Annotated in this window: 12 protein-coding genes; 3 read left to right on the top strand and 9 right to left on the bottom strand. The window is 70.1% G+C overall.

Going from position 1 to position 15,153, the window contains the following annotated elements; all coding sequences use genetic code 11:
• Window positions 1-153 precede the first annotated feature (153 nt).
• The 3 genes from PU630_RS06900 (at window position 154) to PU630_RS06890 (ending at window position 4,249) form a co-directional block, all read left to right on the top strand.
• Window positions 154-630 (top strand): anthrone oxygenase family protein, encoded by a 477-nt coding sequence (locus tag PU630_RS06900; RefSeq protein ID WP_275279625.1) that lies wholly within the window; start codon window positions 154-156, stop codon window positions 628-630.
• A gap of 74 nt (window positions 631-704) precedes the next feature.
• Window positions 705-2,411 (top strand): long-chain-fatty-acid--CoA ligase, encoded by a 1,707-nt coding sequence (locus PU630_RS06895; RefSeq protein WP_275279624.1) that lies wholly within the window; start codon window positions 705-707, stop codon window positions 2,409-2,411.
• The gene (locus PU630_RS06890) at window positions 2,408-4,249 is read left to right on the top strand and encodes a DEAD/DEAH box helicase (RefSeq protein WP_275279622.1); all 1,842 of its coding nucleotides are present in this window, start codon (window positions 2,408-2,410) and stop codon (window positions 4,247-4,249) included. Before PU630_RS06895 ends, PU630_RS06890 begins: the two co-directional genes overlap by 4 nt.
• Window positions 4,250-4,255: 6 nt before the next feature.
• Here PU630_RS06890 and PU630_RS06885 read toward each other — a convergent pair whose 3' ends face one another.
• The 9 genes from PU630_RS06885 to PU630_RS06845 all read right to left on the bottom strand — a co-directional run bounded on the left by PU630_RS06885 (window position 4,256) and on the right by PU630_RS06845 (window position 15,116).
• Entirely contained in the window at window positions 4,256-4,525 is a 270-nt protein-coding gene (locus PU630_RS06885; RefSeq protein ID WP_275279621.1) for a PIN domain-containing protein, read from the bottom strand.
• 36 nt (window positions 4,526-4,561) lie between these two features.
• Complete coding sequence (locus PU630_RS06880; protein WP_275279619.1) at window positions 4,562-5,092, bottom strand: P-loop nucleotide/nucleoside kinase family protein; 531 nt, start codon at window positions 5,090-5,092, stop codon at window positions 4,562-4,564.
• Window positions 5,085-7,385, bottom strand: a complete 2,301-nt coding sequence (ligA, locus tag PU630_RS06875) for an NAD-dependent DNA ligase LigA (protein WP_275279618.1) — start codon at window positions 7,383-7,385, stop codon at window positions 5,085-5,087. Before ligA ends, PU630_RS06880 begins: the two co-directional genes overlap by 8 nt.
• 9 nt (window positions 7,386-7,394) lie before the next feature.
• Window positions 7,395-8,510, bottom strand: a complete 1,116-nt coding sequence (mnmA, locus tag PU630_RS06870; protein WP_275279616.1) for a tRNA 2-thiouridine(34) synthase MnmA — start codon at window positions 8,508-8,510, stop codon at window positions 7,395-7,397.
• A 10-nt stretch (window positions 8,511-8,520) separates the two neighbouring features.
• Entirely contained in the window at window positions 8,521-9,705 is a 1,185-nt protein-coding gene (locus PU630_RS06865; protein WP_275279615.1) for a cysteine desulfurase family protein, read from the bottom strand.
• A gap of 26 nt (window positions 9,706-9,731) precedes the next feature.
• Window positions 9,732-11,345: a DHA2 family efflux MFS transporter permease subunit gene (locus tag PU630_RS06860; RefSeq protein WP_275279614.1), complete on the bottom strand. Its 1,614-nt coding sequence runs from the start codon at window positions 11,343-11,345 to the stop codon at window positions 9,732-9,734.
• A 230-nt stretch (window positions 11,346-11,575) separates the two neighbouring features.
• Window positions 11,576-12,655 (bottom strand): VIT1/CCC1 transporter family protein, encoded by a 1,080-nt coding sequence (locus PU630_RS06855; RefSeq protein WP_275279613.1) that lies wholly within the window; start codon window positions 12,653-12,655, stop codon window positions 11,576-11,578.
• A gap of 112 nt (window positions 12,656-12,767) precedes the next feature.
• A complete protein-coding gene (locus tag PU630_RS06850; RefSeq protein WP_275279611.1) occupies window positions 12,768-13,229 on the bottom strand; it encodes an SRPBCC family protein in 462 nt (153 codons plus the stop codon).
• 9 nt (window positions 13,230-13,238) lie between these two features.
• Window positions 13,239-15,116: a DEAD/DEAH box helicase gene (locus PU630_RS06845; RefSeq protein ID WP_428981985.1), complete on the bottom strand. Its 1,878-nt coding sequence runs from the start codon at window positions 15,114-15,116 to the stop codon at window positions 13,239-13,241.
• Window positions 15,117-15,153 lie beyond the last annotated feature (37 nt).

Genomic DNA, 15,153 nt, shown 5'->3' with positions numbered 1-15,153 from the left:
ACGATCGGCGCCTCCCGGACGGCTGTCCTCGAGCCCTCTCGGGGCTGTCAGTGGCTCTTCCCACAGACGTCGGTCATGCGACAGGCTGGGGGCATGCCTGAGTGGATCCTTCGCGTTCGTCTCGTCCGCACACCGATTGCCGGGTGATCCACCATGAGCGCGCCGATCTGGTTCACGATCCTGGTCTGGGTCACCGCGGCCTTGACGATGGTCAACGCGGGCATCTACCTCGCGTTCTCGACGTTCGTCCTGCCCGCGCTGCGCACACTGCCGGCGGGCGATGCCGTCCGCGCGATGCAGCGCATCAACGAGAAGGCACCGCGCAGCGCGTTCATGGTGCCGTTCATCGGTTCCGCGCTGGGCGCGGCGGCCGTGATCGTCGCAGCGTTCGTCATTCGCGCCGAAGGGTTCTGGTGGCTCATCGGTGGAGCAGTCGCCGCGCTCGTCGCGTTCTTCCTCACGGCGGCTGTCAACGTTCCGCTGAACAACACGCTCGCCGCGGCCACCGATGCGAACGCGAAGGCTGGGTGGGCACGGTTCGATCGCCCGTGGGCCGCGTCGAACCATCTGCGCGCTGCCATTTCGATCGTCAGCTCCGCATTGCTGTCGATCGGTGCCGTGTCGGTGTGAGCGTGGCCGTCCTTATCCCCAGGAGGCACGCGCCCAGTCCGGTGCGCGCCACTCCCGACGCGTAGGCTGGGTGGATGACGTCGTTCGATCCACCGCGCCCGTGGACCGCCAGCTACGCCGCCGGCGTGCCCGAAGATCTCGAACCCGTCACCGGCTCGCTCATCGACATCGTCGCGGCCTCCGCTCGCGACTATCCCGACGCACCCGCCCTCCAGTTCTTCGGCCGTGAGACGACGTACCGCGAGCTGCAGGAGCAGATCGACCGGGCGGCCGCGGGTCTGAAGGCACGAGGTGTCGCCGCCGGCGACACCGTGGCCATCGTGCTGCCCAACTGCCCGCAGCACATCGTCGCGTTCTATGCGATCCTGCGCCTGGGCGCCATCGCGATCGAACACAATCCGTTGTACACGCCGCGCGAGCTGCGCAAGCAGTTCGAAGACCACGGAGCGAAGACGGCGATCGTCTGGACGAAGGTCGTCGGCAGCATCCACGACTTCCCCGCCGACCTCGCCGTCACCAACCTCATCTCCGTCGACGTCATCCAGGCGATGCCGCTGCGCACCCGCCTGGCCCTGAGGCTGCCGGTCGCGAAGGCCCGCGAGTCGCGCGAGGCGCTGTACAGCCGTGTGAGCGGCACGATCGGCTGGAAGCAGATCGTCGGCTCCGAACCGCTGCCTGCCCGCCACCCGAAGCCGGCGACCGACGACCTCGCCATCATCCAGTACACGAGCGGCACGACCGGCACCCCGAAGGGCGCGTCGCTCACGCACCGCAATCTGCTCGCGAACGCCGCACAGGCGCAGGCGTGGGTGCCGCAGATCGTCCGCGGCAACGGGTGCGTCGTCTATGCCGTGCTGCCGATGTTCCATGCCTACGGCCTGACGCTGTGCCTGACGTTCGCCATGTCGATGGGCGCGCGGCTGGTGCTGTTCCCCAAGTTCGACCCCGATCTGGTGCTGGATGTCACCAAGAAGCACCCCGCGACGTTTCTGCCGCTCGTGCCGCCGATCGCCGAACGGCTGCTGACGGCCGCGCACGAGAAGGGCGTCTCGCTGGAGGGCACCGAGATCGCGATCTCGGGGGCCATGGCGCTCCCACACGAACTGGTCGTGCCGTTCGAGAAGGCCACCGGCGGCTATCTCGTCGAGGGCTATGGGCTGAGTGAGTGCTCCCCCGTGCTGATGGCCAACCCCGTCGCCGACAATCGCGTGCCCGGCACCGTCGGACTGCCGCTTCCTGGCACCGAGTGCCGCGTCGTCGACCCGGATGAACCGACAACGGATGTCGCGCCCGGTGCCGCCGGCGAGCTCCTGGTCCGTGGGCCGCAGGTGTTCGGCGGTTACTACGGCAAGCCCGAGGCGACCGAGGCCGTGTTCGTCGACGGATGGTTCCGCACCGGCGACATCGTCACGATCGACAACGCCGGGTTCGTGCGCATTGTCGACCGCATCAAGGAGCTCATCATCACGGGCGGCTTCAACGTCGCCCCGACCGAAGTCGAGAACGCGCTGCGCCAGCATCCCGATGTCGATGACGTCGCCGTCGTGGGGCTGCCCAGCGAGCACTCCGGCGAAGAGGTCGTGGCCGCGATTGTGCTGGTTCCGAACGTGGAGGAGCCCGACGTCGAGGCGATCCGCGCCTTCGCCCGCGGCATCCTCACCCCCTACAAAGTTCCGCGGCGCGTCTTCGTCGTCGACGAACTGCCGAAGTCGCTGATCGGCAAGGTGCTGCGCCGCCAGGTGCGCGAGAAACTGCTTGACCTGACAGGAGCCGGACAATGACAGAGACGATGGATGCCGCAGAAGGCGCGTCGACCGAAGAGACCGAGACCGCGGCCGAGCCGCAGGGACCCGGTTTCGAAGAGCTCGGGGTGACCGGGCGGGTCCTGGCTGCGATCCGCGACCTCGGCTACGAGACGCCGTCGGCGATTCAGGCGGCGACGATCCCACTCCTGATGGAGGGCCGCGACGTGCTCGGCACGGCGCAGACCGGCACCGGCAAGACCGCCGCGTTCGCGCTGCCGATCCTTGAGCGCCTCGACCTGTCGCAGAAGACGCCGCAGGCGCTCGTGCTCGCCCCCACCCGCGAGCTCGCCCTGCAGGTCTGCGAAGCGTTCGAGTCGTACGCGAGCCACCTCAAGGGCGTGCACGTGCTGCCGGTCTACGGCGGTCAGGGGTACGGCCAGCAGCTGTCGGCGCTGCGACGCGGCGTGCACATCGTCGTCGGGACGCCCGGCCGCATCATGGACCACCAGGCCAAGGGCACGCTCGACCTGGCCGAGCTCAAGTACCTCGTGCTCGACGAGGCCGACGAGATGCTCAAGATGGGCTTTGCCGAAGACGTCGAGCAGATCCTCGCACAGACGCCCGAAGACAAGCAGGTCGCCCTCTTCTCGGCGACGATGCCCGCCGCGATCCGGCGCCTCGCACAGCAGTACCTGCGGGAGCCCGAAGAGATCGCTATCAAGACCAAGACGACGACGAACCAGAACATCACGCAGCGGTACCTCGTCGTCTCCTACCAACAGAAGGTGGATGCCCTCACCCGCATCCTCGAGGTGGAGAACTTCGACGGGGTCATCGTCTTCGTGCGTACGAAGAACGAGACCGAGACGCTGGCCGAGAAGCTGCGCGCCCGCGGATACTCGGCCGCTGCGATCAACGGCGACGTCCCTCAGGCTCAGCGCGAGCGCTCGGTGAACCAGCTCAAGGACGGCAAGCTCGACATCCTCGTGGCCACCGACGTCGCCGCGCGCGGGCTCGACGTCGAGCGGATCAGCCACGTCATCAACTTCGACATCCCGACCGACACCGAGTCGTATGTGCACCGCATCGGGCGCACGGGCCGCGCGGGTCGTTCGGGCGATGCAATCAGCTTCATCACGCCGCGCGAGCGTTATCTGCTCAAGCACATCGAGAAGGCGACCCGGCAGCAGCCGGCGCAGATGCAGCTGCCGACGACCGAAGACGTCAACACGACCCGTCTCACGCGCTTCGACGACGCCATCACCGAGGCGTTGGAGGCGACCGGCCGCATCGAGGCGTTCCGCGACATCATCGACCACTACGTGCGCCACCATGACGTGCCGGAGCAGGATGTCGCAGCCGCCCTCGCGATTGTCGCCCAGGGGGCGACGCCGCTGCTGCTCGATCCTCAGAACGATCCGCTCGCGGCATCCGTCGATGCGGTGAACCGGCCGCAGCGTGACCGGCCTGCTCGCGGCGATCGCCCCGGGCGCGGCGACCGCGGGCCGCGTCGGAGCCGGGGCGACTATGCGCCCTACCGCATCGAGGTGGGTCGTCGCCAGCATGTCGAACCGCGTCAGATCGTCGGTGCGCTGGCGAACGAGGGCGGCCTGCGGCGCGACGACTTCGGTGTGATCACGATCAAGCCCGACTTCTCGATCGTCGAACTGCCGACGAACCTCGATCCGTCGGTGCTCGACAAGCTCAGCGGCACCCGCATCTCGGGCAAGCTCATCCAGATGAGGCCTGACCGCGGTGCGCCGAATCGGCGTCACCCGCGCGATGGTTTCGACGACCGCCCGCGCCGCGATGACCGCCCGTCGTACCGCGACTGCGACGATCGTCCGCCGCGCAAGCCCCGCCACAAGGGCTGAGCGCGCTCAGACGCGAATCACGGTGACGCCGGGGGCGCCCTCCAGCGCGTCGAAGTCGGCGTCTTGTGTGACGACGGGTAACTCGTTGGCGGCGGCGATCGCTGCGATCCAGAGGTCGTTGACGCCCATGCGGCGGCGTTCCTGCAAAAGATGCGCACGTAGGCGTGCCCAGTGAGCGGCAGCGCGCGAATCGACGGGCAGGATGACGCTTCCGTGCAGCTGGTGCAGCGTATCAAGCCTTCGTGCGCGGAGGTCTGCATCCGCAGCACCGAGCACTCCCGCTCTCAACTCGCCCTCTGTGATCACGCTTCCTCAACGCCCCGTGCCGAACCTACTCCGCTCGATCCGCCTTGCAAGCACGACGATGTCGACAGGAGACGACGTATCGACGGCGAGAACCGGCAGGCCCGTCATAGGGCGTCCGGCATCCGCCCACGATTCCCACTCGGCCAGACGGGCGCTGTCGTCATGAACGGCATGACGCGGCCGTGAGCGATACCGCGCACGCATGACATCGCGAGGTGCCTCACACCAGACCTCGAGTCCGACCGGAGAGCCCGCAGACGACCACCCGCGCCGGAACCACTCCTCGTCACGTCCCGCCATCCACGCGGATTCGACCAGAACTGTGCCATCGAGCATCGCGACGATCCGCCACAACACATCGGCTCCGACGGCCCCGATCGCTCGCGTGGGCAGCTTCGTCTCGACTGCTTCACTCAGCGCTTCCTTGATTGCGTCCTTCGACACAACGGGAACGCCGAGTTCGGCCGCCAACGGACGTGCGAGCGTCGTCTTGCCGGCCCCCGGGGTGCCGTTGAGAACGATGAGTCGATCAGGCATCCGCCGAGTCCAGCGCGTCGGGCCCCTGCTCGACGAGGATCTTGAACTGCGCCGCGTCGAGGATGCGCACGCCGAGCTCTTCGGCCTTCGTGAGCTTCGAGCCCGCGCCCGGTCCCGCCGCCACGAAGTCGGTCTTCTTGGAGACGGATGACGCGGCCTTGCCGCCCGCGGCGATGATGGCCTCCTGCGCGCCCTCGCGGCTGTAGCCCTCGAGCGACCCGGTCGCCACGACCGTGACGCCTTCGAGCACTCCCCCAGCCGTCACGGCGCCCGGCCCGGCATGCCCGGGAATCGCCCACTGCACGCCGGCGTCCGTCCACCGCGACACGATGTCCACGTGCCAGTCGACCCCGAACCAGTCCATGAGTGAGTCGGCGATGATGCCGCCGACCCCCTCGACCGCCGCAAGGTCTTCACGCGAGGCTGCCCGAATCGCGTCCAACGACCCGAACCACTGCGCGAGCGCCCGTGCCGCCACCGGCCCCACGTGCCGGATGTTCAGCGCCACCAGCAGTCGCCAGAGATCCTTCGTCTTGGCCTTCTCGAGCTCGTCGAGCAGCTTGATGGCCGAGGCCGACGGCTGGGGTCCCTCGAGCCCCGCCTTGCGCTCATCGGCCGTGGGGTTGCGACGGAACGGACGCCGCGTCTTGACCACGCCATCCGTCTCTTTGGGCAGCCCCGTCTCGGCATCGCGCACGATCACCGAGATCGGCACGAGCTCGTCGAGCGTGAGCTCGAACAGCCCGGCCTCAGTGTCGAGCGGCGCCTCCGCCGGCGGCTCGGCCTGCGTGAGTGCGGCGGCGGTGACCTCGCCGAGCACCTCGATGTCGAGCGCTCCGCGCGAACCGATGTGCTCGACCCGTCCGCGCACCTGCGCCGGGCACGACCGTGCATTCGGGCACCGCAGGTCGATGTCGCCCTCCTTGGCCGGGCGCAGTGGCGACCCGCATTCGGGGCAGAACTCCGGCATCACAAACGCGCGCTCGCTGCCGTCGCGCAGCTCGACGACGGGCCCGAGCACCTCGGGGATCACGTCGCCCGCCTTGCGCAGCACCACGGTGTCGCCGATGAGCACGCCCTTGGCCTTCACGACGTCCTGGTTGTGCAGAGTCGCCTGGCGCACGACCGAACCCGCGACCCGCGCCGGCTCCATCACCGCATACGGCGTCGCCCGCCCCGTACGTCCGACCGAGACCACGATGTCGAGAAGCTTCGTGTTCACCTGCTCGGGCGGGTACTTGTAGGCGATCGCCCAGCGCGGTGCACGACTGGTGGCGCCCAGCTCGTCGTGCAGCGCGAGCTCGTCGACCTTGACGACGATGCCGTCGAGCTCGTGCTCGACATCGTGTCGGTGCTCGCCGTAGTACGCGACGTACTCGAGCACGCCGTCGATGGTGTCAGGCGTGCGATAGTACGGGCTCGTCGGCAGTCCCCAGTCCGCCAGCAGCTCATACACCTCGCTCTGCGACGAGACGGGCGGATTCGGCCAGGCGCCGATCCCGTGCACGAGAAGGCGCAGGGAGTCGAGCCGTCGCGTGCCCGACTCGAGCTCGAGGCCGTCTTTCTTGTCGAGCTGCTGCCGCAGCCCGCCGCTGGCGGCGTTGCGCGGGTTCGCGAAGGCCGGAAACCGTCGCTGCGCGCTCGTGCGCGCCTTTTCTTCATCGAACCGCGGCCGCTCCCGTGCATCGGCCACGACGCGCTCGCGCAACTCCGCCTGGAACTCGTTGAGCTCTTCGAACGCCGCTACCGGGATGTACACCTCGCCGCGCACCTCGACGAGGGCGGGATGCCCCGTGCCGGCGAGTCTGTCGGGGATGCCGTGCACCCGCACCGCGTTCATGGTGATGTCTTCGCCGACACGGCCGTCACCGCGCGTCGCGGCCGAAGTGAGCCGGCCGTGCTCGTAACGCAGGCTGATGGCGAGTCCGTCGATCTTCAGCTCGGTGAGCCAGCGCACTGTGCGCCCTGCGCTCGCCTCGGCCTTCACGCACCAGTCACGCAGTTCGTCGGGCGAGAACACGTTGTCGAGGCTCAGCATGCGCTCGGCGTGCTCGACAGGAGCAAACGGCGTGTTCTCAGCGGCGCCGACGGTGAGCGTGGGCGAGTCCTGTCCCTGCAGCTCGGGGTACCACCGCTCGATCTCTTCGAGCCGCCGCATCCACCCGTCGTACGTCGCGTCGTCGACGACCTCGGCGTTGCGGCCGTAGTAGTCGTCGCGCGCAGTCAGGATGCGCTCGGTGAGGTCGTTCGCCTCAGCACGCGCCTGGTCGAGGGTCAGCTGCTCGTCTGCCACGCGTTCAGTCTAGGAGCGAGCGCCGACACTCTCGGGGACGGGCACGGCCGAGACCGTGCGGTCGATCGTGAACTGACCGATCACGCGAGTGCCGTCGTACAGGACCGCCGTCTGACCGGGAGCCACGCCGTCGAACGGGTGCTCCGGGCGCACCGTCACGGCCCCGCCTGTGAACCGCGCCTGCGCCGGCACCGGGTCGGCGTGCGCACGGATCTGCACCGCGCAGTCGAACTCTCCCGCGGCCTGCGCGCGGCCTGCCCAGCTGAAGCGCTCACCGGCGATCTCAGCGGTCGCCAACGCCTCTTTCGGCCCCACGACCACCGTGTTGGTCACGGGCTGCACTTCGAGCACGAAGCGCGGCTTGCCGTCGGGCGCGGGCACGCCCAGCTGCAGCCCACGCCGCTGCCCGACCGTGTACGAATGGGCGCCGTGGTGGGTGCCGACGACAGTCCCCGTGCGATCGACGACGTCGCCGTCGGACTCGCCGACCTTGTCAGCCAACCAGCCGCGGGTGTCGCCGTCGGGGATGAAGCAGATGTCGTAGCTGTCGGGCTTCTTGGCGACGGCGAGACCCCGTCGCTCGGCCTCGGCGCGGACGAGGTCCTTCGAGGGGGTGTCGCCCAGCGGAAAGTAGGTGTGCGCGAGCTGCTCGGCCGTCAGCACTCCGAGCACGTACGACTGGTCCTTCGCCGCCTCCGACGCGCGATGCAGCTCGCGCCCCTGCGGTCCGTCGACGAGCTTGGCATAGTGGCCGGTGCACACCGCGTCGTAGCCGAGCTCGAGACCGCGCTCGAGCAGAGCCGCGAACTTGATGTGCTGATTGCATCGCATGCACGGGTTCGGGGTGCGCCCGGCCTGGTACTCGGCGATGAAGTCGTCGACGACCTCCTGCCGGAACCGCTCGGAGAAATCCCACACGTAGAACGGAATGCCCAGCACGTCGGCGACCCGACGCGCGTCCATCGCGTCTTCGATCGTGCAGCAGCCGCGGCTCCCGGTGCGCAGCGTGCCGCCCGCGCGTGAGAGAGCGAGGTGCACACCGATGACCTCGTGCCCCGCCTCCACGGCGCGCGCAGCCGCCACGGCGGAATCGACACCACCGCTCATCGCCGCAAGAATACGCATGGGCTCCAGTCTACGAGTGCGCTGCTGCACGGGCGCCGGATGCCCGCGCGCGCTCCACCGCGGCCGGCAGCGCCGCCAGCACCGCGTCGACGTCGCTCTGCGTCGTGGTGCGCCCGAGCGTGAAGCGCAGCACCTGCCGCGCGTCGGCGCCGGTCCGCCCCATCGCCATGACGACGTGCGAGGGCTCGGGGATGCCGGCCTGGCACGCCGACCCGGTCGATGCGCTCACATCGGCGCGGTCGAGCAGGAACAGCAGCGTCTCGCCGAGCGCGCCGGGAAACAGCACGTGCGCGTTGCCGGGCAGCCGGTCGATGGGGTCGCCCAGCAGCTCGGCATCGGCGATGGACTGATGGATGCCGCGCACCAGCCGGTCGCGCAGAGCGACAAGACGCGCAGCCTCGGTCTGCCGCTCGGCGAGTGCGAGCTCGGCGACGACGGCGAACGCAGCGGCCCCTGCGACATCTTGCGTGCCGCTGCGCAACGAGCGCTGCTGGCCGCCGCCCTGCAGGAGGGCGGTCGGGTGGGCGTGGCGCGAGACGACGAGCGCACCGACGCCGACGGGCCCGCCGATCTTGTGCGCCGACACACTCAGCGCGCACAGCCCTGTCTGCCCGGCCGCCTCGCCCCGCCAAGCACGGAACGACACCGGAATGTGCCCGAAGGCCGACACCGCATCCAGGTGCAGCGGCACGCCGACGTCGCGGGCCGCCGCGGCCAGCCCGGCGGCATCGTTGATCGTGCCGACCTCATTGTTCGCGACCAGGGCGGTCGCGACCGCGGCGCCCGGGAGAGCCGCGGCGAACCCGTCCACAGGAATGCGGGCCGCGGCATCCACCCCCACCGGCCGTACCGGTGCGTGCTCGTGCTCGCGCAGCCACTGCACGGAATCGAGGGTCGCGTGATGCTCGCCGTCCGGCAGCACTATCGCGTCGGCGCCGTCGGCCCGAGCCCACCACAGGCCTTTGAGCGCGGTGTTGATCGACTCGGTGCCCCCGGAGGTGAGCACGACCTCGATCGGGTCGCAGCCGAGAGTCGCCGCAAGGCGCTCGCGCGACTCCTCGAGCAGCCGGCGGGCGTCCTGACCCGCCCGATGGATCGATGACGCATTCCCACAGCGGGCCGCGGCATCCAGCCACGCGTCGCGTGCTTCGGCTCGCAGCGGCGTGGTCGCCGCGTGATCCAGGTAGACCGTCACCGATCCACTCTCGCACGTCCCAGGGATCAGGGGGCGGGATGCCGTGCCACGGCGCGCACGCGAAGGGCACCGACCAGGCCCAGGACGAGGAAGACGCCGGCCACGAGCAACGCGACGCGGGTCGCGTCGGTGAAGCCTGCCGACAGAGCGTCGACGATCGCGCCGCCGTGCTGCGCGCGCAGCACGCTGATCGTGGCGCCGGCGCTCGAGCGCGTCGTCTGAACCGCCTGGTCGACGTGCGCACCCGAGAGACCGGCGTCGCCGGTGGCCGCGGGCAGCGTCATCGCGAGCGCGATCGACAGTGCCGCACCCGCCAGCGCCGTGCCCAGGGCACTTCCGACCTGGCGAACCGTGCTCTGCGTGGCCGAGCCCTGCCCGGACTGCGCGACGGGCACATCACGCAGCACCGTTCCGGTGAGCTGCGCGGATGCGAGCCCCAGCCCGAGCCCGTAGACGACCAGCGGGATGGCGAGCACCCCACCGGCACTGTCAGGGCGCAGCAGCAACGCCAGGGTGCCGACGCCGATGACCTCGAGCACGAGACCCACGATCACGACACCGGGGGCACCCAGCGCCCGCGCGAGATGACGCGCGAGGGCGCCCGAGACGAAGGCGCCCAGCGCCATGCCCGCGAGGATGAGGCCCGCCCCCATCGCGTCGAAGCCCAGCGCGTTGACCAGGCACAACGGCAGCACGAACACGATGGCGAACTCGCCGACCGCGATAGTGCCGGCGGTGAGGTTGCCCCAGCTGAAGGTCGGCAACCGGAACAGAGTGAGATCCAGCAGCACGGGACGCCCCCGCCGGGCACGTTGCTGTTCCCAGACGAGGAATCCCGCGATGCCGAGCACGGCGACGACTGCCAGCGGGACGACGAGCGACACCGGCGCGGTCGCCGGCCAGGTGAACCCGAGGATCGCGAAGTCTTCCTTCGGCGTCCACCAGCCGAGGTCGGGTCCCTCGATGACGACGAACACGAGCGCGGCGAAGCCGATAGCGCTGAACACCGCGCCGAGCACGTCGCCGCCGCGCTTCTTGACCCCCGGATCCTTCGTCTCGCGCACCGTGAAGATCGCGGCGGCGAACACGAGCGCGCCCAGCGGCAGGTTCACGAGGAAGATCCACGGCCACGACGCGTACTGCGTCAGTGCGCCGCCGGCAAGCGGCCCGACGGCGGCAGCGCCGGAGATCACGGCGCCCCACACGCCGAAGGCCGCGGCGCGGTACTTGCCGCGGAAGGTCGCGTTCACGGTCGACAGCGTCGACGGCATGATCATCGCCGCACCGATCGCCTGACCTGCTCGCGCAGCGATGAGGGAACCCGCACCGCTCGCGGTGGCCGCCCACAGGCTGCCGAGCACGAAGACGACGATCCCCACCAGGAACAGCCGCTTACGCCCCCACCGATCGGCGAGGCGGCCGGCCGACAGCAGCAGCGCCGCGAGGACCGCGGCGTACAGGCTGCCGACCCACTGCGCGTCGCTGAGGGTCAGGTGCAGGTCCGCGACGATGTCGGGCAGCGCGACGCCGACGATCGTGCCGTCGAGCACGATCATGCCCAGGCCCGCGGCGAGGGCGCCGAGGCCGAGCCAGTCGCGCCGGGTGGGCGCGGTTGTGATGGTTTCGCTGATGGCGGTCATGCCGCCTCCTCTTACCTTCAGTACAACTGATGCCTGCTTCAGTATAGCTGAAGGAGGGGGATGCGGCATCCACTCTCTTCTCACTCGCGCGGCGCCCGCCCGACATCGCGAGATCACCCTTGTGCACGCTTTTTGCGCCGGAGAGCGTGCACAAGGATGTTCTCGCGCAGGGAAAAGGCGTGTGCTCGGCGCGCTCGTCCCGACGCACGCTCAGCCAGGTTCAGCCAGGCTCAGCCCAGGCTCACCCCGAACAGGAGGCCGAGCAGGTAGGTCACCGCCGCGGCGCCGTAGCCGATGAGCAGCTGGCGCAGCGCGCGTCGCAGCGGAGCAGCACCAGAGAGCAGGCCGACGATCGCGCCGGTGCCCAGAAGCGCCAGCCCGACCAGGACGAGGGCCAGCACGACGGCGGGAACCCCGGCCATGCCGAAGATCCACGGCAGCACCGGGATGATCGCCCCCGAGGCGAAGCAGAGGAAGCTGAAGAACGCCGCCCGCCAGGCGCTGCCGACGACATCGCGATCGTCGGGCACGCCTACCGGACCGGTGTGGGCCGCGACAACGTCGGGGCGTCGCGCGCGAGCGAGCGTCTGCTCTGCGCGCGCAAGGGCGGCATCGGCCGACATCCCGCGGGTCCGGTAGACGAGCGCGAGCTCGTTGGCATCGAGATCGAGATCGGGAAGGATGCCGTCGGCGAACTCGCCCGGTTGCGTGGCCTCGAGCATCTCGCGCTGCGAGCGGACCGACACGTACTCCCCCGCGCCCATCGACAGCGCACCGGCCAACAGCCCGGCAATGCCGCTGAACAGCACGAACTGCGCGGAGGCTCCCGCCGCTCCGATGCCCATCACCAGCGCGAGGTTGGAGACCAGACCGTCATTGGCGCCGAACACCGCCGCGCGGAAGCCGCCCGACAACTGCCGACGGCCGCGAGCGGCGAGCCCCCGCACGACCTCCTGATGCACCTTCTCGTCGGCCGCCATCGCCGCCGTCGCGTGCGGATCGTCGTCGTACGGCGAGCGCCCTTCGGCGTTCTGCGCCAGGGCGAGAACGAAGATCGGGCCGAAGTGCCGCGCCATCCAGCCCAGCATCCGGGTGCGCTTGGAGGCACGCGGCAGCGAGGCCGGCTCGCCGCCCAGCAGGGTCAGCCAGTGTGCTTCGTGGCGCCCCTCCGCCTCGGCGAGCTGGAGCAGGATCTCGCGCTCCTGTCCGCTCCGCCGCCCGGCGAGTTCGCGGTACACGCGGGCTTCGGCCCGTTCGTTCACGAGGTACTGCGCCCAGCGGCGGCGATCACGGGCGCTCGGTTCACTCACGTTGATCGAGGGTATCGGGCGCGGGATGCCGCACCCGCCCGAACCGCGTGATTGCCAGCATTTCGGGGCCCCGAACCGCACCGGGTCGACGCCCGAACCCGCACCGGACGCGCTAACCGCGCCCGGCAAGGGTCGCGCGCAGACCGCGCTCGCCCCGCGCCATCACCCGGTCGTGCGCACGGGCGAACGCCCCGTGCATCAGCGGCGCTGCCAGATTCATCCAGAGCCGCTGGGTCTCGACCTCCCACACGAAGGTGAGAATGCTGCCGCCCCCGACCGCGCGCACGGTGATCGCCCCGTGTCCGCGCAGGTCGCCCACGGCATCGGCCGCGATGAGCCGCGCCGGCTCGCTCTGCGTGATGCGCATCGTCACCCGCAGCCGATAGCCCAGGGGACTGCGCACGAGCAGGAGAAACTGCGCGCCCACCGCGGCGTCAACGGGAGCCGGCGCGACCCGCACACCCGGCCACCACGCGACGGCGCCATCGCGCAGCATCCGTTCCAATTCCTGCCAGCATCGCTCGCGCGGGGCAGGCAGGCGCCACCGTGTCTCGAACGAGTATCTCGCTGCCACGCGGCGAGTCTACGAGTGCACCCTCCGGCGCAGCACCTCGATGCGCTTCTGCAGCTGCGCCACCGTGGCCTGACCCACCGCCGGGCCGCCGCACGTGCGCCGCAGCTCAGCGTGCACCACGCCGTGCGGTTCGCCCGACTGCCGTGCGTACAGCCCGACCAGGCTGTTCAGCAGCTGGCGCTGCTCTTTGAGGGTACGGTGCAGCGCCTGCGGCGGCTCGGGCTCGTCGCCCGTTGCTCCTTCGTGCGTCTCTCGGGCGACGCGGTGCCGGCTCTGCCGCGCCTGCCGTTGCATAAGCAGCTCGTGCACGTGCTCGGGCTCGAGCAGGCCCGGCAGCCCGAGGAACTCCTCTTCCTCGGGCGTGCCAGGGGTGGCGAGCTGCCCGAACTCCTTGCCGTCGAACAGCACGCGGTCGAAGTTCGCGTGCGAGCCCAGTGCCTGGTAGCTGAACTCCTCCATCAGCGAGTCCGAGGCCTTCTCGTCGCGCTGCGCGGCATCCATCGCGTCTTCTTCAGGCGCCCACTCGTCGTCTCCGCCCTCGCGGTCGAGCGCATGGTCGCGCTGGCGCTCGAGCTCGCCTGCGAGGGCCAGCAGCTGCGGCACGTTCGGCAGGAACACGCTCGCCGTCTCACCGCGTCGCCGGGCGCGCACGAAGCGGCCGATGGCCTGGGCGAAGAACAGCGGCGTGGAGGCGCTCGTCGCATACACCCCCACCGACAGACGCGGCACGTCGACGCCCTCCGACACCATGCGCACCGCGACCATCCAGCGGCTCGTGCCCTTCGAGAAGGTCTCGATGCGGCCCGAGGCCTCGGCCTCGTCCGAGAGCACGACGGTGACCTGTTCGCCCGTGATCTGCCGAAGGATGTCGGCGTAGGCGCGCGCGGCCGTCTGATCCGTCGCGATCACCAGGCCCCCGGCATCCGGCACCTGCTCGCGTACTTCGGTCAGACGCCGGTCGGCGCTGCGCAGCACCGCGGGGATCCAGTCGCCCTCTGGATCGAGCGCAGTGCGCCAGGCCTGCGCGGTGATGTCCTTGGTGTTGTCCTGCCCGAGCTGGGCTTCCATCTCGTCGCCGGTCTTGGTGCGCCAGCGCATGTTGCCGGCGTACACCATGAAGATCACGGGGCGCACGACACCGTCTTCGAGCGCCCGCCGGTAGCCGTAGCTGTAGTCGGTGCGCGAGACGCGGATGCCGTGCACATCGGGGTGGTACTCGACGAACGGGATGGGCGCGGTGTCGCTGCGGAACGGCGTGCCGCTCAGCAGCAGGCGGCGGGTGGCGCGCCGATAGGCGTCGCGCAGCGCGTCGCCCCAGCTGAGGGCGTCGCCACCGTGATGCACCTCGTCGAGGATCACGAGGCTTCGCCGCTCGAGTACGAGCCGCTCGTGCACCGACGACTTGACCGCGACCTGCGCGTAGGTCACGGCGACGCCATGGTATTCGCGCGCCGGCGACGCATGCCTGTTGGAGAACGCGGGGTCGAGCCGGATCCCGACGCGGGCCGCGGCATCCGCCCACTGCGTCTTGAGGTGCTCGGTGGGTGCCACCACGATGATGCGGTCGACCACGCGACGGCGCAGCAGCTCGCTGCCCAGACGCAGCGCGAACGTCGTCTTGCCGGCGCCGGGCGTGGCCGCCGCGAGGAAGTCGCGCGGGCCCTGTCCGACGCCATCGGGGCCGTCGAGCCCGAAGTACAGGTCGAGCGCCTCGGCCTGCCACGCGCGCAGGCGCTGGGCGGTGCCCCAGGGGGCCCGCTGCGGGTAGGTGGGCGAGAGATGTTCGGCGGCGAAGCTTCCCAGTGAGGCGTGCTCCTCCAACCCGAACTCCCTTCTGCGCCGCCGGACGGCGCGACGACATTCCACCTTAGGCGAAGCGGCAGACATCGCCCGACGATTAGTCTGAGTGTCTGTCCGGAGGAGG

Origin of the sequence: Microbacterium horticulturae, assembly GCF_029094505.1 — a bacterium.
GTDB lineage: Bacteria > Actinomycetota > Actinomycetes > Actinomycetales > Microbacteriaceae > Microbacterium > Microbacterium horticulturae.
The sequence above is the reverse complement of the archived record's forward strand: the minus strand, read 5'-3'. Positions and strand labels throughout refer to the sequence as shown.